This is a genomic window from Thermostichus sp. OS-CIW-30 (assembly GCF_054060215.1).
The window spans coordinates 38,692-58,727 of sequence record NZ_JBSSCZ010000010.1; the positions used below are offsets into that span (position 1 = coordinate 38,692).

Here is a 20,036-nt window from a genome sequence, read left to right on the forward strand (position 1 = left end):
CCAGTTGGAAGTGAGCAGCCATTCTCAGCAACAGGCCGGGTGCGGGCTTGGGGATCCTTCCCCGGCAGAGCTGGTCTGCAGCTAACCCGCTTGTGCCGTGTCGGGAGCGATGCCCAGCGCTTTCTGGTGCAGCCACGCCTGCCATTCCCCTGGGATCAGCTTGTTGTTAAACGCATCGCCAGAAACAAACATATCCCGCTGATTCTGGGCCAACACAAAAATGGAGCGGCGATCGAAATGGGAAGTGAGTTTGTAGAGGGTGTAGGGGCCTTCTGAGTAGAGGGTCAGAGTTTCCTGATCCAGGCCATGGCGGCTGCTTTGGCCGTAGGCCCGCAAGACAATGTTGATCAATCGCTCATAGTGCATAGACCGTAGATCGGCTAGAAAGCTCCACAGAACACAGACAGACTTAAGGTAAGGATGGAAACCGCTGCCAAGGCCCAAGCAGCTCAAGTTAACTCAGCATAACAAATCCTCTTGGATTGCTAGGCAACGCCAACGCGAATGGACAAGATGCAGCGTCAAATGGGGTAAGAAAATGCGATAGAACTTAGGGCAGACCCTCATGTAACCCTCTTGCACAGGCAACCCCCCATGGCCAACATGGCGCCCCGCCCACCCCACCCCACAGAGCCTGTCCGCATTGGCATTGTCGGCGCTTCCGGCTACGGAGGGGTACAGTTGGTGCGGTTACTGAGCGAGCATCCCGGCGTGCAGATCACCTACCTGGCCGGGCAAGACAGTGCCGGCAAGCGCTACGGGGATCTCTATCCCCAGTTGGCCCAGGCCGTGGATCTGACCGTTCAGCCGGTAGAGGTGGATCGTATTGCCGCCAACAGCGATGTGGTGTTTTTGTCTCTCCCCAATGGGCTGGCTGCCGAGCTGGCCCCGCCCTTGCTGGCCAAAGGGTGCAAAGTCTTAGATCTGTCGGCGGATTACCGCTTTCGCAACCTGGCCACCTACCAATCTTGGTACCGCATGGGTCAGACGGATCCCAACTGGCCCAGCCCTGCCTATCGCCAGGCCAATGAGCAGGCGGTCTATGGGTTGCCGGAACTTTATCGCGAGGCGATTGCCCAAGCCCAACTGGTGGGCTGTCCCGGCTGTTATCCCACTGCTTCATTGTTGGCGGTTGCTCCTCTGCTGCGGCAGGGGTTGGTGGAGCTGGACAGCCTCATTTTCGATGCCAAATCCGGCGTTTCGGGGGCAGGTCGTACCCCCAAGGTGGGATCCCTGTTTGCCGAAGTGGACGGCTCTCTGGCAGCCTATGGAGTGGCCCAGCACCGCCATACGCCCGAGATCGAGCAAGCTTGCACCGACCTGACCCACACCCCCATCACCGTGCAATTTACGCCCCATCTGGTGCCCATGGTGCGGGGGATCCACGTCACCTTGTATGCCACCCTGCGGGATCCCGGCTTTGTGGGGGAAGATTTGCTCACCATTTACAACGCTTTCTATCGCCAATCTCCCTGGGTGAAGGTGCTGCCGCGGGGGGTCTACCCGCAAACCAAATGGGTCTCCGGCACCAACACCTGCATGATCGGGGTGGAGGTGGACAGCCGCACCAACCGCGTTATCGTCCTGTCGGTGATCGATAACCTGATGAAAGGGCAAGCCGGGCAGGCAGTGCAGTGTCTCAACCTGATGATGGGATGGCCGGAAACGTTGGGTTTGCCTCGGCTGGCGTTTTACCCCTAGCTATAATGCCGGTAATCCCCTTGAAGCGGATTCTGTCCATGTCTGAACCCCTGAATCCCCCTTTCCATTCCGAGCCCCAAAACGCCTCGCCCAGCTCAAAGGTTGCCTCAGATGCCGTCAATGGCGCTGCTGAGGGCCTGAACTGGGAGGAGCTGTGGCGGCAGCTGGAAGCGGGCTGGCAGGATCTACCCCGTCGCTCCGAAGAGACGGTGCAACAGACCCTGGCTCGCCTGCAACTGGAGTGGGGCGGGCTGTGCCGAGAGGCGCGGGATCGGCTGCAAAGCGCTCTGGAACAGTCGAGAACGGCGGGATCCCCAGAGCCCGTCCACCGAGAGCTGCAAGCGCTCTTGCCCCTGCTCAACCCCTGCCAATGGGAAGTGGTCATCGGCTCTTTGCGGCGGGCTGCAGATCGAGCTTGGGTGGCCAGCTTGCTGTATCACGGCTTGCAGGAAGCGGCCTATCCAGAGGCGGAAAGCCACGGGATCCCTTCTTGGGCTCGGACGCTGACCTCTGACCAACGCTCTGCTCTGGAGGCGATGAGTGCCCGTGCCTATGGCAACAGCCGCCTGCCTTTGGTGATGGACAAAAGCGGCCAGATTCAAGTAAAGGCCTCAGCCGCCTTGTTGGCCGCCTTGATCGCCATCGAGATCGGCAGTGTGGGTTCGGCAGGTGCCTTGTCCTTGCTGGGCACACCGGAGCTGCGCAAGCTCTTGAATGCCGAGGGCAAGCTGCGGCGAACTGGCTTAAAACAGGGACGAACTGCCCTCACAGAAGAAGAATGGCAAACGCTGCGCCGTTGGCTGGATCCCAAGGGATCCCCCCCCGACTGGTATCTCAATCTGACCCAAGTGGGGATCCAGACCACCCAAGTGGGGGACTATGCGGCACGGCGGCTGCGGGAGTTTTTCCAGAGTGAGTGGATTAAGCTCGTGATCCCCCCCTTGTATCACCTGGTCATCGATGCAGTGCGGCTACTGACGGGAGAAGTGTTTCTCAGCGTGGGCACCACCCTGGAATCGGCTTTGGAATCGGCAGAGGCAGGGCGGCGACTGGAGTTGGTGCTGCAAGCCTTGCCCCAAGCGCGGAACATTCCCAGACCCAACCAGATCCAGGCTGCCATCCCTGCTGTGGTGGAAGCTGCCGAGAAACTCCTCAGACCTCTGCTGGCCCGCCAGTTGATGACCGTGGCGGACATCTTCGATCCGCCCATTCGCAACGAGAGCCTAAATGAATTGGGGCGGCAGCTCAACCTCTGGAACCCCTTCCAGTTTTTGCTCACCTGGAGCACGGCCGGCTGGCTGGAGGCCCTTCTGGATCAGATCAGCGAGTTGCAGCAGACCTACCCAGAAATGCCCCTGTGGGAGAGCTATCGCCAGGGCCTTGAAACGGCAGTGCAAGCTCCACGGGTGATGGATCAGGCGGAGGCTCTGCGTCTAACGGCCAAGAGTCTGGATCCCAAGTTGGATCCCTTGGAAGATTGAGTAGATGATGCATAGGGAAGAAAATTTCCTACAGCATCCACAAAGTGAGGCTGGCAGGCTAGGTGGAATCTTTTCTACGCCAAAGACAAATCTGCACGGGTTGTAGAGGGTGGCCGGCGGACTGGTTTCCAACCTATTCCCAAGTTAGCCATCCAGGCGGCTAGGAAAACTCCATCCACGCCACCAACTGGCCACCCCCGTAAGCAAGGGGAGTGTCGAACAAAAACATGCGGGTCAAGGACGTGACCGGTAAGATCCAAGCAGGGATCCCCAAATAAAGAAAGAAGTAGAAACCAACGTGCAACATCAAGTTTTGGGGTTAGGCATTGCGGGGCTGGCGGCAGCGCGGCTGTTGCGGGCCCAGGGCTATGAAGTGCTGGTTTGGGATGAGCAAGATTCCCCTCTTCTCAGACAGCGGCAGGCTGAGCTCAATCAAGAAGGGATCCCGGTTCGGCTGGGGCAGCCTTTTCAACTGGCCGAAGGGGTGAAGCAGGTGGTGGTCAGTCCAGGCATTGCTTGGGATCACCCGCTGCTGCAGGCGGTGCGTCAACAGGGAATCCCGGTGGTGGGGGAGGCGGAGCTGGCCTGGATCTATCTTGACCACCTACCCTGGGTGGGGATCACCGGCACCAACGGCAAAAGCACCACCACAGCTCTGGTGGCGGAGATGTTCAAGGCGGCGGGGCTGCAAGGGATCCCCTGCGGCAACATCGGCCTGCCCCTGTCGCAGGTGGCTTTGGCAACGCTCCAGGGAAAGCTCAAGCCGGACTGGATCGTGGCGGAGCTGAGCAGCTACCAGTTGGAGGCCAGTAGCCGCCTCATGAGCAGCACTCCTGGAGGGCCGCCGCGCATTGGGGTGTGGACCACCTTCACTCCCGATCACCTAGAACGGCATGGGACGCTGGAGCGCTATGCCAGCTTTAAGGCTCGCCTTTTGGATCGGGCCCAGTGGCGGGTGCTCAACGGCGAGGATCCCTACCTGTGCCGCCGCCGGCAGGATTGGGAAAAGACCTATTGGATCTCCCTTGCTGCCCCGCAACTCTGTTGCGATCAGGATCCCACCGCAACCCTTGACCTGCGGGAAAACCGCCTCTACATCCAGGGGGAGATGGTGGCGGAGCTGGAGGACTTTGCAGAACGCTGCCCTGGCCAACACAACCTGCAAAACCTGCTCTTGGCGGCAGCAGCAGCACGTCTAGCTGGGCTCCCCAACGTTGCCATTCAAAAAGCCATCCGATCTTTTGCCGGCATGCCCCATCGGCTGGAGCGGGTGGCGCAAATCCAGGTGGGAGCCACCCCCATCCGCTTTGTCAACGACAGCAAGGCCACCAACTACGAAGCCGGCTGGGTGGCACTCAACGCCCTCTCCCCACCCATTATTCTGATTGCCGGAGGAAGGGCTAAGCAGGGGGATCCCGGCGCCTGGTTGCGGTTGATTCGGGCCAAGGTGGCCCGCGTGTTGCTGATGGGGGAGTCTGCCCCAGTGCTGGCAGAGGCCCTCCAGGGGATCCACTATACTGACGTTGAGCTCGTGCCAACCCTAGATGTAGCGGTGGAAAGAGCCTTTGCAGCGGCTTGTTCCCTTTCCCGTCAAGCTCAGAGGTTGGGGAAGCCCGCTCAGCCCATCACCGTTTTGCTGTCTCCCGCCTGTGCCAGTTTTGACCAGTACTCCAGCTTTGAACACCGTGGCAACCATTTCCGAGCCTGCTGCCAAGCCCTTCAGGGATCCCTGGAATGCTGAGGCTCGCTGGCTGCGCTGGCTCACCTTGATCTGGCTGGTGCTGGGGCTGATGATGCTGTTTTCCGCTTCCTACCCGGTGGCTCAGCGGATCACTGGCGATGGCCTCTACTTTTTCAAGCGCCAATTGCTCTGGGCCGGGCTGGGTCTGGGCTGTTTCTGGGCTCTGGTGCAGATCCCGCTGCGGCGCTGGTTCCCCTGGGCCGGGATCCTCTGCTTGCTGGGAGTTGGCTTGGTGTGGGCCACCCAGGTGCCGGGATTGGGGGTTTCCCGCCTGGAGGCCAGCCGCTGGCTGGATTTGAAGGTGATCCCTGTTATCCAGCCCTCGGAATTGCTCAAGCCCCTGTTGGTCTTGCAGGGATCCTGGGTTTTTGGCCGCTGGTTTCACCATCCCCTCTGGTTCCGCGTCCTCTGGGCGGGCATCTTCGCCTTTGCGCTCTTGGGGATCCTCGCCCAGCCCAACCTGGGCACCACGGCCATCTGCGGCCTCACCCTCTGGGTCATGGCTTGGACCGCCGGGATCCCAGCTTTCACCCTTTTGGCCACAGCGGGGCTGGGGATTCTGGCGGCTGTGGTGAGCATTCTCAGCAAAGATTACCAACGGCGGCGCATCTTGGCTTTTTTGGATCCCTGGGGCAATGCCCAAGGGGATGGCTACCAGCTGGTGCAAAGTCTGTTGGCCATTGGCTCTGGCGGCCTGTGGGGCAAGGGATATGGCCTCTCCCAGCAAAAGCTGTTCTACCTGCCCATCCAATACACCGACTTTATCTTCTCGGTGTACGCAGAGGAGTTTGGCTTGGCCGGATCCCTGTTCTTTCTGGGGTTGCTGACCTTCTACACTCTGCTGGGCTGGCGGGTGATGGGGCGCTGTCGGGAGTTGACCATTCGCTTAGTAGCCTGCGGCTGCCTGATGTTTCTGGTGGGGCAGTCGCTGATGAACATCGGCGTGGTCACTGGGATTTTGCCCACCACAGGTGTGCCCCTGCCTTTGTTCAGTCATGGCGGCAGCTCTATTCTGGCAGGGCTGATCACAGCAGGATTGTTGGTGCGGGCAGCCCGCGAAGCAGGGTAAAGTAAGGCTGCATGTTGCCAACCCAGCAAAGGGATCCTTTCACGCAAGCAGCAAACCCAGAGGGCCAGGGATCCCTATTGGATTGGTTAGTCTCTGCTTTAGAGCGGCTTCTTATGCAGCAAAACCAAAGCTGAAGTTGAAACCGAGCCTAGATCCAGCCCATTTCATCCAAAACGAGGGTAAACACCGTCGCGCAACAGGCCACCAACAGCGACACATAAGCCGGCTGACCGTGGGCAATGCAAACACCGGCTGCCACCGAAGCGCCCGCAGCTGCAGAAAAGGTACGACCTGCCCAATTGCCTTTGGAGGGTTTGTCAGAAGGATTGAATTTGTTAAACATTTTTACAGCAGAAAGAGGATTCAAAGGGAATCAATTCCATAGGAAACGGCCTCAGGTTATCACCCCCCGACTCGATTCCAGAGGGATCCAAGGCCATTCTCAATATTTCTTCGCTTAGGCTTCAATCTTTCGTAAAATTGCGCTGAGATGCTCATAATCATCCCGCAACAGAGAGCTCAACTGCCGACCTGCCTGTAAAAGCCAGTTGCGATCTCGGTTCAGGATTCGGTAAGTCTGGCGGATCACGGCAGCCACCAGCTCATCGGTTGGGATCCCGTTGACCCGTAGCAGGGTGCGCAAAAACTCGAAAGAGCGGCAGAACTCCCTTACTTCCGTATCGGAGCAGAGATAAACCGGCTGGTGAATCTGGGGAGGGCGTGGCGGCAAGTACTGATAGACCCGTCCCCCGCTGACAAAGCCGACAATGGCCGCGCGAAAATCGGTGCGCAACATGGCAAAAATCTGGGGCTGTTGCTCCCGCAGCTCCTGAGGGGAGAGGCCCAAAGCCCTGGCGCGATGGACGGTGTCGATGGGGGCGATGGCGGCATAGCAAACCACGCCATAGATCAGGTTGCCGGTCTCTTCGTCTTGGGAGCGCGTCCAACTGCCGAGAGCAGGCATGGGCGGGAAGGTCAGGCGTTCCGGCTCGAAGCACTGGGCCACAAAGGTTGTGGTGTCGGCCTCCACCACTTCTCCAAAAGCAGAGGCAGGCTGGGGGGCTCTCATCGGGATCTCAGACTTCTCAAGGGTTGCTGCTGCAAAGGCCGACGGAGGGAGACAGAGGAGTCAGGAGAAAATGGAATTTTTCCAGGTTTTAAGACTTGTGAAGATAGGGGCATCCCCTTGCCCAACATTTTGCCCCTTTTGCAACGTTTTGTCCGATCCCCGAACGGCAAATCGGCAACTCAACAGCCTATGAGATCCTCATTGCTAAGAAAGTTAGCCGATTTTGGGGATCCCTGCGTAATATATTTTTTCACACGCTCCCGTGCAAATTCGCCATCCTAAATATTAGCCATTCTAAGTATTGAGCAGTTGGCGAGCGGAGGGAGAAACAATGAATGCTCAGCAACGCGGCCAAATCATCGCTTCTGAGTGGATGATCGACAGCCAAAACCCAGTACACTCCATTTCTCGGCTCAAGCGTCGGGCGACCTACTCCGATGTAACCCTCTGGTGGTTGGTGGTGCAACTCAACCTGATGGAACAAAACTCTATCCACACCGATCACCGATAGGATGGACGGCACAAGAACAATCGGCTGCACGAAAATCCCAGCCCAGGAACATCCCGGATCCTAAATCCAATCTTAAAACTTAAAAAAAACAAAAGAAGAGCTGAAAGTTGAGTCGGGTTGCACCTCGAACACCAGCTCTTCTGGACAGAGTAAGGAATAGAGATAAAGAAGAACCGAGTCTCGACCCCCCTTTAATCCTCCAGAGGCAAAGCCGCCACCTGAGCCGATTGCACTGGCGAGGGGAAGAAAGGCCGCTGCACGATTTCAGTTGCCAACACACTGCGCAACTGGGCAGCTACCGCCACCGTCGTGACATCGTAGGTTTGGGTAGCCAGGCGCGGGTAGAAGCCAATGCCGAGAATCGGCAACAGCAGACAGAGGGCCACCGCCATTTCCCGCGGACGCACATCCCCCAGGTAGTCTTCCAAAACCAAGCCGGGATCCTGAGCCCCGTAGAACACCTGACGCAGCATGGAGAGCAAGTAAATGGGCGTCAAAATGATACCCACTGCCGCCAGCAGGGCAATTCCAGCTTTGAAGGTCGGCGCATAGGCATCGCTGGTGGTCAAGCCCAAGAACACCGTCAGCTCACCCACAAATCCGCTCATCCCCGGCAGCGCCAGAGAGGCCAGGGATCCCGCTGTAAACAGGGCAAAAGCCTTCGGCATCTGCTTGGCCAACCCTCCCAACTTGTCGAGGGCAAGGGTGTGGGTGCGCTCGTAGGTGATCCCCGTCAGGAAGAACAGAACCGCGGCAATCAGACCGTGGGAGATCATCTGCAGCACTGCCCCATTGATGCCCAGCTCCGTGAAGGCGGAGATCCCGATCAACACAAAGCCCATGTGGGCAATGGACGAATAGGCCAAGCGCCGCTTGAGATGGTTCTGACCAAAGGCCGCCAACGCCCCGTAAATGATGTTCACCACACCCAACACCGCCAGCACAGGGGCGAAGTACACGTGGGCTTCCGACAACATGCCCACATTCATGCGGATCAGGCCATAGCCCCCCATCTTGAGCAGAACTCCCGCCAAGATCATGGAAATGGGAGCAGAGGCTTCGCTGTGGGCATCCGGCAGCCAGGTGTGCAGCGGGAAAATCGGCAGCTTCACCCCAAAGGCAATCAGCAAAGCCGCATAGGCCAACAGCTCCAAGGCCAGTGGGTAAGACTTAGCGCTCAGCTCTGCCATCTCCAGGCTGAAGCCCTCGCCGTAGAAGGCCATCGCCAGGGATCCCACCAAGATAAAAATGGAGGCGGCGGCGGTGTAGAGGATGAACTTGGTGGCGGCGTACTGGCGCTTCGGCCCACCCCAAATGGAGATGAGCAGATAGACCGGCACCAGCTCAATCTCCCACATCAGGAAGAATAGAAGCATGTCCTGCGCCAGAAATACGCCCACCTGGGCGCCGTACATCAGCAGCAGCAGGAAGAAAAACAAACGCGGCTTGTGGGAGAGATTCCAAGCCGCCACAATCGACAGGGTTGTGATCAAACCGGACAGCAATACCAGCGGCAAGGACAGGCCGTCCACCGCCAGCGACCAGTGGAATCCAATTTGGGGCACCCAGGCGTAGCGCTCCGCCAGTTGCAGAGAAAAGTCCTGCAGGTCATAGTGCCGCGCAAAGACATAGGCCATCAGGCCCAAATCAAAAGCCCCCACAGCGAGGGCATACCAACGCACCCAACGGCTCTGGGGGATCAAGGGGATCCCAAAGGCTGCCAGCAGAGGCAAGAGCACCAGCACCGACAGCCAGGGAAACTCAAGAGGATTGCTCATGACCGGGAATAAATACTCATGCTCGATACCTCAATGATATGAAGCTGTGTAAACAAATGGGAAGCGATATTTACAAAAAAATCTGCGCAATAGCGCAGATCTCGAGAAAGTTTCTCTGATGCCGATCCTCGAGGATCCTCAAGGGATCCGGCGCGATAGCGCTCCGCCAGGTGGATGGGCCACCCGAGTTGGCCAGGGATCCTCCGGCCAAGCAAGATCTCGGCTCCTGAACTCCCCCGGTACCTGGGGGGGTCTACTCGTCTTCGGCAAAGACAAAACGGTGCAGCTCGTCCAGGGTTGGCTCTGGGCTTTCCAGAGCAAAAAGAACCGCGTCCTCAATCACGGCGCTGACCTCCGCGTGGATGGCTTGGAAGTCTGCCTCGGTCATTAGGTTGTGCTCCAGGGCATAGCGTTCCAGTTGCTTGATGGGATCCCGCTGCCGCCAGAACTCTTTTTCCTCAGGACTGCGCAGCTCGTCAGGGTCGGCCAGAGAATGGCCCCGGAAACGATAGGTGATGCACTCCAGCAAGGTGGGGCCTTCTCCGGCACGGGCGCGGGCGATGGCCTGTTGGGCGGCCTCTCGCACTGCTAGCACATCCATCCCATCCACCTGGTAGCCGGGCATGCCAAAAGCCGGGCCTTTGCGGTAAATATCGGTGTCGGAAGTGGCGCGTTCATGGGCCATGCCAATAGCCCAGAAGTTATTTTCCACCACATAGATGATGGGCAACTTCCAGAGGGCAGCCATGTTGAGGCACTCGTAAAACTGGCCGTTGTTGCAGGCTCCATCCCCGAAGAAGCAGGCGGTTACCTGGTCGGTGCCCCGATATTTGGCAGAAAAAGCAGCCCCCGTCGCCACTGGGATCCCTTCGGCCACAAAGGCATAGCCCCCCAAGAAATTGTGCTCCGCCGAGAAGAGGTGCATGGAACCACCCCGACCCTTGCTGCAGCCGGTGGCCTTGCCGAACAACTCTGCCATGACCGCCCGCGGCGGGATCCCGGTGCTGAGGGCATGCACATGATCGCGGTAGGTGCTGCACACGTAGTCGGTGGGCTTGAGCGCCTTGATCACCCCCGTAGAGACGGCCTCTTGGCCGTTGTACAGATGCACAAAGCCGAACATCTTGCCCTTGTAGTACATTTCGGCGCACTTGTCTTCAAACAGGCGGCCCAGCACCATGTCTTCATAAAGAAGACGAGCCTCTTCGGCAGAAATGCGAGCAGTTGTGGAGCGCGAAGTAAGTTCTTGAACCATGCTGCGGTGCAACGAATCAGAGGTATCTTAGGCGGTCAGCAGTGAGCTTTGCGGTTTGCCCATTATCTCATGCTCCAGTCTGTCTGCCACCTTACCTGGAAATCCCATCCTGCAGGGCCGAAAGCGGTTGTTTCGAGGCCAAGGGAGTTAAACTGAAAGGCTAGGGCAAGAGGCGTTTCCATTGCAGCAGCCGCATCAGGACTCCGTCCCGCAAACGCGAATCTTGAACACCAGAGGGGGGGTTTCTTCTGCTCTCGGCTTGGACGTCGATCTGCTGGAGCCGGGGGCAAGAGGTATTTGGCCAGCCAACGTGACGGGGTGCGCCCATGGGAGCCCGTTGGGTTAGCGGTTTTGCGGCGGTGTTGTTTGCGTTGGCGGTCACCCTGCTAGGGGGCTGGTATTTTACTGCAGCCATTGGGCTGATCATTTTTTTGGCCCAGTTGGAGTTTTTTCGCTTGGTGCAAGCCAAAGGCAATGCGCCGGCCATGCGCACCACCATGTTTTCCAGCCAGGTGCTGGTGATTTTGCAGCAGGTGAGGCCGGAGTGGACCAGCCCTGCCTTTATCGTGGCGGGATCCATCATCTGTTTTTATTTGCTCTTTAAGCCCAAGGTGGCCACCATTGCCGATATTGCCACCTCGATTTTGGGGTTGTTCTACTGTGCGTTGCTGCCCAGCTTCTGGATTCGGGTCAGGGCCTTGTCTTTTGCGCAAGGGCTGGGCGAAGGGCTATGGATTACGCTGCTGGCCATTGGCTGCGTGATCGCTGCCGATGTGGGGGCCTACCTGTGTGGTCGGGCCTTTGGGCGCACCAAGCTCTCCATCCTCAGCCCGAAAAAGACGGTGGAAGGGGCAGTAGCCGGCATTGCCGCCAGCATGACCCTTGCGGTGGTTGGAGCCTATTACCTGGGCTGGCCGTGGAGCTGGTTGAGTGGGGGCATTCTGGGGTTTTTGATTGGGTTAACCAGCCTGCTGGGAGATCTCACAGAATCTCTGATGAAACGGGATGCCGGCGTCAAAGATTCCGGGGATCTGATCCCGGGCCACGGCGGCATTTTGGATCGGGGGGATAGCTACGTATTCACCGGGCCGCTGGTGTTTTATTTTATGGAATGGCTCAACGCTTACTCTGGGCTGTAGAGCCAGCTTGCAAGTTTGCCAAACCCAGGAGCGCCCACTAGCCGAAGGTGCGGAAGGCCCTCAATTCAAAATTGCCTGGCATTCGGGCCGCTCCAAAAACACTTCTGGCAAAATGGAATCCCCGAAGTGCCCTGGAGGTGCACTCACTATGGCAAACCCCTTCAGATCCAACTCGGTTTCGTCGTAAACCACCAGTTGCCTGAAACTGGCAACAGGATCCCCCTCCACCTCGAGAATGCGGGCTTTTCGCTGGATAATCCAAGGGGTCTCCCCTTCTAGTTCAGAAGGGGCCAGAGGGCGATCTAGGCCAAACACGAACTCTCCACTTCGACCGACGAGAATTGCCTCCAGGCTACCGGGCTTTCCTGCACCTACAAAGCAAAAAAAGTAGTCAGAGTGCGGGGTAAAATACAGGCCTATCAGGGGTAGTAGAGGCGGCCAGGATTGTTCATCCGGATGAAGGCGAGCACTGAAGCAAGCTTCATAACCTGCCAGAGAGCCTGGTTCAAAAGGCTCCCCACGACAAAGTAGGATGTCTCTCTCTGATCTCTTCCAGTCCTGTTGCGCCAAGGCAGGGATCCCAGGGGATAGAGCCATCAGGGCCATCAGTACCGTTGCCGTCAATGATCTGGACATAACGCAGTACCCAAACGCTGAGGACAGCAGTACCCTAGCTCGAAATCCCTCTCTGGCTGTGTGATCGGGGTCAAGACCAACGGGCCACTCTACCCCGAAGGGCAAGGGGTTAGACTGCTACTCTATAAAGTGATTTATCCTTCTCAGCCGTTGGCCTGTTCTCCCCATGACTGCTGCAATTTCCTCCGCCAACCTGCCCAGCCAGTACAACCCCTTCGAGACCGAGCCGAAGTGGCAGCGCTTTTGGGAAGAGAAGGGCTTTTATGTGGCGGATCCCAAGGCACCAGGAGAGGCTTTTAGCATGGTGCTGCCCCCGCCCAATGTGACGGGCAACCTGCACATGGGCCATGCTTTTGCCTTTACCCTGCCGGATGTGGTGACGCGCTACAAGCGCATGCGCGGCTACAACGTGCTCTGGCTGCCCGGCACAGACCATGCCAGCATCGCCGTGCACACCATCCTGGAAAACCAACTGCGCCAAGAGGGCAAGACCCGCTTCGATCTGGGCCGCGAGGCTTTTCTGGAGCGAGCTTGGGCTTGGAAGGAGCAGTCGCAGGGAGCTATCAAGAGCCAATTGCGGCGGCTGGGTCTCTCGCTGGACTGGACGCGGGATCGCTTTACCCTCGACGAGGGGTTGAGCCGGGCGGTAACCGAGGCGTTTGTGCGGCTGTACGAGGCGGGGCTAATTTACCGGGGGGAATATCTGGTGAACTGGTGCCCGGCCACCCAGTCGGCGGTGTCAGACATTGAGCTAGACGACAAAGAGGTCAAGGGCCACCTGTGGCATTTTCGCTATCCCTTGGCCGAGGATCCCAGCCAGTATCTGGTGGTGGCCACCACTCGGCCCGAGACCATGCTGGGGGATACGGCGGTGGCGGTGAACCCCCAAGACGAGCGCTATTGCCATCTCATCGGCCAGTTCATTCGCCTGCCCATTAAAAATCGCCTCATCCCCATCATTGCGGATGAGTATGTGGATCCCTCCTTTGGCTCCGGGTGTGTGAAAATTACCCCGGCCCACGACCCCAACGACTTTGAAATCGGCAAACGGCACCAATTGCCCTTCATCAACATCCTCAATAAAGACGGCACCCTCAACGAAAACGGGGATCCTTTCACCGGCCTAGATCGCTTTGTGGCCCGAGAAAAGGTGGTGCAGTGGTTTGCCGAACATGGCCTGCTGGAGAAGGTGGAGGACTACACCCACACCGTTCCCCACAGCGACCGCGGCGGCGTGCCCATCGAGCCTTTGCTTTCCATTCAGTGGTTTTGCGATGTCTCGGGGATGGGGGCTCGCTGTTTGGAAGAGGAATACCAACGAAATAGCCCCCGCTTTATCCCTGAGCGCTGGACCAAAGTCTACACGGGCTGGCTGGAAAAGCTGCGCCCCTGGTGCATTTCTCGGCAGTTGTGGTGGGGCCATCAGATCCCAGCTTGGTATCCAGTCCTCAATGGCCAGCTTCTCGAGGATCCCCAAGCTTTTGTGGTGGCCCGCAACGGCGAGGAAGCGCTGCTCAAGGCACGGGAAAAGTTTGGCCCAGAAGTTGAGCGGGTGGAACAGGATCCCGATGTGCTGGATACCTGGTTTAGCTCTGCTCTGTGGCCCTTTTCAACCCTGGGCTGGCCGGAAGAGACCGAGGATTTCAAACGCTACTATCCCAACTCCCTGATGTCCACGGGCTTTGACATCATTTTCTTCTGGGTGGCCCGCATGGCCATGATGGGATCCCAATTTACCGGCCAGATCCCCTTCAAAGATGTGTACATCAATGGCCTGGTGCGGGATGAGCACGGGGCGAAAATGTCCAAAACCAAGGGAAATGGCATCGATCCCCTGGAGCTGCTGGACAAATACGGCACCGATGCCCTGCGCTATGCCCTGGTCAAGGAGGTGGTGGGGGCAGGGCAAGACATCCGCCTGGCCTATGACCGCAAGACCGGCGAGAGCGCCAGCGTAGAGGCCGCCCGCAACTTTGCCAATAAGATCTGGAACGCCTCCCGCTTTGTGTTGATGAACTTGGAGGGGCAAACCCCTGCCCAACTGGGATCCCCTGTTCCTGAAGCGCTGGAATTGGCCGATCGCTGGATCCTGTCGCGGCTGCACTCCACAGCCACCCAAGTCATTGCCGAGCTGGAAGCCTATGGCCTGGGAGAGGGGGCACGCCTGCTCTACTCTCTCATTTGGGATGACTTTTGTGACTGGTACATCGAGCTGGTCAAGCCCCGGCTGCGGGGAGAAGACCTGGCTTCCAAACGCGCAGCGCAGCAGGTGCTGGCCACCGTTTTGGAAACCATTCTCAAGCTGCTGCACCCCTGGATGCCCCACATCACCGAGGAGATCTGGCAGCTTCTCACCCAGGTCAATCAAACCACTTCCATCTCTGTGCAGCCCTATCCCACCCCGGATCCCAGTTGGATCGACCCTCAACTGGAGCGGGAGTTTGGCTTGGTGATCCAAACCATTACCAGCCTGCGCAACCTGCGGGCAGAAGCCGGCCTCAAGCCCCATCAGACCATCAGGGCCCTTTTGCTCACTACCGATCCCGCCGAGCAGCGGATCCTGACGGCTGCCCAAGCTTATATCTGGGATCTGGTCAAGGCCGAGGCTTTGGAGATTACGGGATCCCTGGCCACGGAGCCCAAACAGGTGGCGGCTGCAGTGGTGGGCACGGTGCAGGTGCTGATGCCCTTGGCAGGACTGGTGGATGTGGAAGCGCTGCGGGCCAAGCTGCAAAAAGACCTGGCCAAGCTGGAAAAAGAGGCCCAAGGGATCCGCGCTCGCCTAGAGAACCCCAATTTTCTCAACCGGGCCAACCCTGAAGTGGTGCAAGCCAGTCAGGAGCAACTGGCGGAGCTGGAAGCCCAGATGAGGTTACTGGGATCCAGGCTGGAGAAGCTGGGCTGAGGTGGCGTCAGCGCAGGTAGGGCAGCGGAGTGTTTGGGCCGGGCCAGTTGGGGTGTGAAGGCAATGTCCCCAGAATTTCGCGAAATCGAAGTGGTGAACCCCTGCTTCTGTGTTAGGATAGAAGCTGAGATTGTTATCGGTTGTAGTGCTCGTTTCTTCTGGTCTTGACGGATTTTCACGTTTTGTATTGGCAGACGGCTCTCCGAACATCTCACCCTTTGTTACTCTCTCTTTCGGAGATCGTCTATGTCGATTTATGTTGGCAACCTTTCCTTTAAGGTGACAGAAGCGGATTTGACCGCTGTTTTTGCTGAGTACGGTTCTGTCAAGCGGGTGCAAATCCCCACTGACCGCGAGACAGGCCGCATTCGGGGCTTCGGGTTTGTGGAAATGAGCTCTGAAGCAGAGGAGCAAGCTGCCATTGCTGCGCTGGATGGGGCGGAATGGATGGGGCGCGACCTCAAGGTGAACAAAGCTCGTCCCCGGGAAGAACGCCCCACCTCAGGTTTCCGCTCTGGTAACGCGAACAGTGGCGGCGAGCGGCGGCGGAGTTTTCAATCTCGCTATTGAAACGCCTGCTGAGGCTTCCCGGTGCTGGGCAAGGGATTCTCAGTTGAGCTTGTTTTGAAGCGCAGCACCAGGATCCAGCTGTTTCTCTAGCCTGCTTCCATTGTTCCAACAGAGGAGTTGATGAGGGATCCCGATCAACTTACTCTTAAGATTCTTCCTTGCTCCCTGAGAGAGGAAAATAAAACGCTTGGCTTGGGTTACGGCGAGTTCGGGGATCCCTCTGGCCAAGGATCTGTCAGGTCGGCGGTCAAGGGATCCCAGTCCCATCCCCAATCGCGGGCAATGGCCTGAGTAATCCCCAGTTGCCCGTGGCCAGGGTAGCGGGCCAGGGCTACCACCAGATCAACAAGCTGCTCACCGGCAGGGATTCGACCAAAGATGTGCAGCCCATCGCGAATCTGAGATTCTTTTAGCTCGCAGAGATAGCCATCCAGGCGATTCCAATCTTCTTCTTTTTCCAAGTTGAACTGCTGGTCTAGATGCTCGGCTCGAACCAGCTCCTGAATCTGGGCGCGAATCAGGGGACAACGACTGGGATCCAACTGTTGGGCCTGCACGTACTCATCCATCAACCGTTCCAAGTCCGCCAGGGGGCCGTACAGCTCAGCACGAGTAAGGGGCGGGGTGAGGTGGTCGATAATCACTGCCTGGGCTCGCCGCTTGGCCTGGGATCCCTCTCCCGGATCGTTGACAATGAAGGGGTAGAAGTGGGGCAGCGGCCCCAGGGCCATCTCCGGGTAGCAGGTGGCGGAAAGGGCGGATCCCTTGCCGGGCAGCCATTCCAGGTTGCCGTGCTTGCCCACATGCACCACCGCTTGAACGGCGAAGACCTGCCGCAGCCACAGGTAAAAAGCCAGGTACTCGTGGGGGGGCACCAGATCCGGGGCGTGGTAGTTCAAGGACGGATCCCGGTCATAGCCTCGCGGGGGCTGAATGCCTACAAACACCTGCCCTAACTGCAGTCCCACCACGGGAATATCTCGAGAGGGCGGATCCCCCCACTGCCGGACGAGGTCGGTCTGGATGGGCTCAGGCAAGCGGGCAAACCACTCTCGATAAAGGGCAGCAGAAAGCCATTGGCGAGCGGGGCGCAGGGATCCCAGCGGGTCATAGGTTTGGCCCTGGGTGAGCCAGCGGATGAGCTCATCTCCTGTCTGCGGCAGGGGCCCCACCCGGTAGCTGGATTCCGCCAGGACCTTGAGAATCTCCACGCAGCTTGCCGGTGTATCCAACCCTACCCCATTGGCCAGCCGCCCGTCCCGGCTGGGGTAGTTGGCCAAAATCAGAGCCAGACGGCGCTGGTTGGCAGGGGTGCGCCGCAGTTTCACCCAGTTGGCCGCCAAATCGGCTACAAACTCCACCCGATCCGGCACAGCCGCATAGGCCACCACCTCCGTTTGCAAGTGGGGATCCCGCTGTTGAACCGCCTTGAAGGAAACGGCGCGGCTGATGATGCGCCCATCCACCTCCGGCAAAGCCACATTCATGGCCAGATCCCGCGCTCCCAGTCCTCGCGTGGAGTCCTCCCAGCTCTGGCGGGATCCGCTGCTAAGGATTACCTGCAAAACGGGCACATCCAATTCCTGCCACAGGCTTACATCGGGCTGGTGGCTGTCCAACCGCGCCAGCGAAAAACTGGTGGTGTTGAGCAACAGGTCAATCTGGCTGCCAAAGTGATCCCGAATGGCCTGGGGCAAGTCGGGATCTTGAAGGCTGTAGGTGTAAAGGCACAGAGGCTGCAGCCCCCGCTCCACCAAGGCTTTTGCCAATTGATCCACCGGCTCTATGTTCCCCGCCAGAACATGGGCTCGGTAGAGCAAAATCCCCACCTTGGGAGCTTGGGGATCCGTCGGCGAGGCTACGGGAGGTTGGTAGATCCCAAGACGAGGCAACCCTTGTGGATCCGGCGCCGAATATTGGCCCCCTAGGAACTCCCTAGCCAGCAACAGCAGACAGGCAGCCACATTCTCCGCTCCCCCCTCCAGCCAGTACCGCCACACCCGATCCGCCACCGCCAGGGGCACAGTGGAATGGCTCACCAAATCCCAGTCGGGGCGATCGTCCCCAGGAATGACGATCAGGGTGGATCCCTCCTCGGCGGCCACCTGCTTGGCTACCTCCAGGCCATAGCTCCAGTAGGCCCTTCCCCCCAACAGGCGAAGGAGCACCACCTGCGCCCGCCGCAGCACCCTCTCGGCATAGTCATCCAGGCTTAGGGGCTGTTGCAACTGCAACAAATTGGCCGCCCGCACCGCCGGAAAATCGCCGGGCAACAGGCGCAGGGCTGCGCTCAAGGCCGTGAGATCCGTATCGGCTGCCGAAAGGATAACGATGGGAGCGGGATCCTGCTCCAAGAAAATGACGCCGGATTGGGAAGGATCCCATCCCCCTGGCAAAGCAGCTATTCGGTGCATGGCCGCTCTCCCAAGGGAAGGAAGCTCAGGCTTAGCGACTGTACTTGAAGCACAGAAGCACCCCAGCTCCCAGCGCTCAACTGGTCAGGAAGGGCTCCCGTAGTGGTTCCCGCTACCCAAGCATTGCCCTGTCCAAAGTGCTCCGCACCGCTGGCGCGAAAGTGCTCCGCACCGCTGGCGCGATCGACAGCAATAGAGTCAGCCACCTCATTCGCAGGAGTTCCGAACTGGCGAGCCCACTCGATTGAATGCGAACCGTAGGCTCTCAGAAGAATTGAACTGGCAAAAAAAGTTAAAGCACTTGCGAAAACTACCCTGCCCACCCTTTTTTTCATATCCTTCAAGTCCCCCCTTGCCGACTAGGGCAGCACCGCCTAGAGCCTAGCATGGGGCAGCTTTCTGCTGGCTACTGGGGTGTTGAGCTGCCGCAGAGGGATCCCGCCCTGGCAAAGCCTCAGCCTAACGAGCGTATTTGAGTACAAAGGCATCTTTCATGCCGGCTCGGGGTTGGTCAGGAAAGGCTCCCCAAGTTACCCCCGCCACCCAAAGATTTCCCCTTCTATCCGAAGCAAGAGAACCGATCCATTCAAAGTCAGGGGTTCCAAACTGGTGGCTCCAGAGTTCATTGCCGTTGACGTCGTAAAGGCACACAAAGGCATCGCTAGGCAACTGACCCGCTGGGGTTCCCTGGGTATGTCCTGCCACCCAAATGTTCCCGATTCCATCCACAGCGATGGCCAGGACTCGTTCCCTCCGTTTGCCTGGGAATTGGCGGTTCCAGAGTTGGTTGCCGTAGGCATCGTACTGCTGCACAAGAACGCTGTACTCCCCTGCCTGGCCGGTGGGAGCTTCTTGGATGAATCCCGCTATCCAGACATTCCCCATCTCACCTACAGCGATGGAAAAAGCCCCGTCACCCCTCCCGCCTGAAAACTGGCGAAGCCAGAGCTGGTTGCCCTCGGGATCATATTTGCGCACAAAGCCTCCCGCTCTGGGACTCCGTCCCGCTGACGCGACCGACTGTCCCGGAAGGCTTTCTTGAATGGATCCCACCACCCAGACATTTCCCTCCTCGTCGGCAGCCAGGGCACCGGCCCGCCGATGGAGCTCGAGCTCTCGAGTCCAGAGCAGGTTGCCATTGGAGTCATACTTGTGCACAAAGCTTTTACCCCTGGATTGGCCGGAAGGGGCTAAGGACTCCGTCCCGCTACCGCGAACGGCATCCCCCGCCACCCAGACGTTGCCCTCTGCATTCACGGCAAGAGCCGTGACCCCGTCCAACTCCCCACTGCCGAACCGACGAGTCCAGAGTTCCCTGCCCTGGGGATTGTACCTGCGCACGAAAGCTTCCTTCCCCCCGGCACTGACCTGGTGGGGGAAAGTCCTGTAGGTAACCCCTGCCACCCAGGCGTTTCCCCACCTGTCCACCGCTACGGCTAGCGCTTCGTCAAGACTGGAAGTTCCAAACTGGCGGGTCCAGAGTTCCTTACCTTGGGCGTTGTACTTGCGCACAAAGGCATCTCCCCCACCTGCCCCGGCCTGCTTGGGAAGAGTTCCGTGGGTAACTCCCACCACCCAGGCGTTTCCCCTCTCATCTACAGCGATGGAGTGGGCCTCGTCGGAGCTAGGGGTTCCAAACTGGCGGAGCCAAGGAGCAGGATCCTCGCCGCAGGCACCCAAAAGAGCCGAGCTGGCAAAAGCCAGCCCTAGAGAGACAACCCTCTCCAGCGGTCGCTTCCTGTTCATATGCGTACGGCACCCTGACGG

At 58.7% G+C, this 20,036-nt stretch carries 15 protein-coding genes; 8 read left to right on the forward strand and 7 right to left on the reverse strand.

Features of this window, described 5'->3' with window-relative positions; translation table 11 throughout:
- Positions 1-81: 81 nt before the first annotated feature.
- Positions 82-366, reverse strand: a complete 285-nt coding sequence (locus ACVWZF_RS05800) for a hypothetical protein (protein ID WP_414355344.1) — start codon at positions 364-366, stop codon at positions 82-84.
- A 228-nt stretch (positions 367-594) separates the two neighbouring features.
- Here ACVWZF_RS05800 and argC point away from each other — a divergent pair, with 228 nt between their 5' ends.
- The 4 genes from argC to ACVWZF_RS05820 all read left to right on the forward strand — a co-directional run bounded on the left by argC (position 595) and on the right by ACVWZF_RS05820 (position 5,992).
- On the forward strand, positions 595-1,701 hold the full coding sequence (gene argC / locus ACVWZF_RS05805) for an N-acetyl-gamma-glutamyl-phosphate reductase (protein ID WP_011431956.1): 1,107 nt from the start codon (positions 595-597) through the stop codon (positions 1,699-1,701).
- 38 nt (positions 1,702-1,739) lie between these two features.
- Positions 1,740-3,182 carry a hypothetical protein gene (locus ACVWZF_RS05810; protein ID WP_238376849.1) on the forward strand — a complete coding sequence of 481 codons (1,443 nt, stop codon included), beginning with the start codon at positions 1,740-1,742 and terminating at the stop codon, positions 3,180-3,182.
- Between the two features lie 298 nt (positions 3,183-3,480).
- A complete protein-coding gene (gene murD, locus ACVWZF_RS05815) occupies positions 3,481-4,923 on the forward strand; it encodes a UDP-N-acetylmuramoyl-L-alanine--D-glutamate ligase (RefSeq protein ID WP_011431959.1) in 1,443 nt (480 codons plus the stop codon).
- Complete coding sequence (locus ACVWZF_RS05820) at positions 4,868-5,992, forward strand: FtsW/RodA/SpoVE family cell cycle protein (protein ID WP_238376850.1); 1,125 nt, start codon at positions 4,868-4,870, stop codon at positions 5,990-5,992. The genes murD and ACVWZF_RS05820 overlap by 56 nt, the downstream gene beginning before the upstream one ends.
- Before the next feature lie 457 nt (positions 5,993-6,449).
- On the opposite strand, the gene ACVWZF_RS05825 is transcribed toward ACVWZF_RS05820, so the two are convergent.
- Positions 6,450-7,061 (reverse strand): hypothetical protein, encoded by a 612-nt coding sequence (locus ACVWZF_RS05825; RefSeq protein WP_011431963.1) that lies wholly within the window; start codon positions 7,059-7,061, stop codon positions 6,450-6,452.
- 331 nt (positions 7,062-7,392) lie between these two features.
- On the opposite strand from ACVWZF_RS05825, the gene ACVWZF_RS05830 reads away from it, so the two are divergent.
- Complete coding sequence (locus ACVWZF_RS05830) at positions 7,393-7,572, forward strand: hypothetical protein (RefSeq protein ID WP_011431964.1); 180 nt, start codon at positions 7,393-7,395, stop codon at positions 7,570-7,572.
- 191 nt (positions 7,573-7,763) lie between these two features.
- On the opposite strand, the gene ACVWZF_RS05835 is transcribed toward ACVWZF_RS05830, so the two are convergent.
- Positions 7,764-9,350 (reverse strand): NAD(P)H-quinone oxidoreductase subunit 4, encoded by a 1,587-nt coding sequence (locus tag ACVWZF_RS05835; protein ID WP_011431965.1) that lies wholly within the window; start codon positions 9,348-9,350, stop codon positions 7,764-7,766.
- A gap of 253 nt (positions 9,351-9,603) precedes the next feature.
- Entirely contained in the window at positions 9,604-10,605 is a 1,002-nt protein-coding gene (gene pdhA / locus ACVWZF_RS05840) for a pyruvate dehydrogenase (acetyl-transferring) E1 component subunit alpha (protein WP_011431966.1), read from the reverse strand.
- 326 nt (positions 10,606-10,931) lie between these two features.
- On the opposite strand from pdhA, the gene ACVWZF_RS05845 reads away from it, so the two are divergent.
- Positions 10,932-11,744, forward strand: a complete 813-nt coding sequence (locus ACVWZF_RS05845; RefSeq protein ID WP_011431967.1) for a phosphatidate cytidylyltransferase — start codon at positions 10,932-10,934, stop codon at positions 11,742-11,744.
- A gap of 60 nt (positions 11,745-11,804) precedes the next feature.
- On the opposite strand, the gene ACVWZF_RS05850 is transcribed toward ACVWZF_RS05845, so the two are convergent.
- On the reverse strand, positions 11,805-12,059 hold the full coding sequence (locus ACVWZF_RS05850) for a hypothetical protein (RefSeq protein ID WP_457411069.1): 255 nt from the start codon (positions 12,057-12,059) through the stop codon (positions 11,805-11,807).
- A 487-nt stretch (positions 12,060-12,546) separates the two neighbouring features.
- Here ACVWZF_RS05850 and ACVWZF_RS05855 point away from each other — a divergent pair, with 487 nt between their 5' ends.
- Complete coding sequence (locus tag ACVWZF_RS05855; RefSeq protein ID WP_457411071.1) at positions 12,547-15,285, forward strand: valine--tRNA ligase; 2,739 nt, start codon at positions 12,547-12,549, stop codon at positions 15,283-15,285.
- A gap of 246 nt (positions 15,286-15,531) precedes the next feature.
- On the forward strand, positions 15,532-15,855 hold the full coding sequence (locus tag ACVWZF_RS05860) for an RNA recognition motif domain-containing protein (RefSeq protein WP_011431969.1): 324 nt from the start codon (positions 15,532-15,534) through the stop codon (positions 15,853-15,855).
- 197 nt (positions 15,856-16,052) lie between these two features.
- Here ACVWZF_RS05860 and cobN read toward each other — a convergent pair whose 3' ends face one another.
- Together cobN and ACVWZF_RS05870 are read right to left on the reverse strand one after the other, a co-directional pair.
- Complete coding sequence (cobN, locus tag ACVWZF_RS05865) at positions 16,053-18,269, reverse strand: cobaltochelatase subunit CobN (protein WP_011431971.1); 2,217 nt, start codon at positions 18,267-18,269, stop codon at positions 16,053-16,055.
- Positions 18,270-18,728: 459 nt separating this feature from the next.
- Entirely contained in the window at positions 18,729-20,015 is a 1,287-nt protein-coding gene (locus tag ACVWZF_RS05870; RefSeq protein WP_011431973.1) for an SBBP repeat-containing protein, read from the reverse strand.
- Positions 20,016-20,036 lie beyond the last annotated feature (21 nt).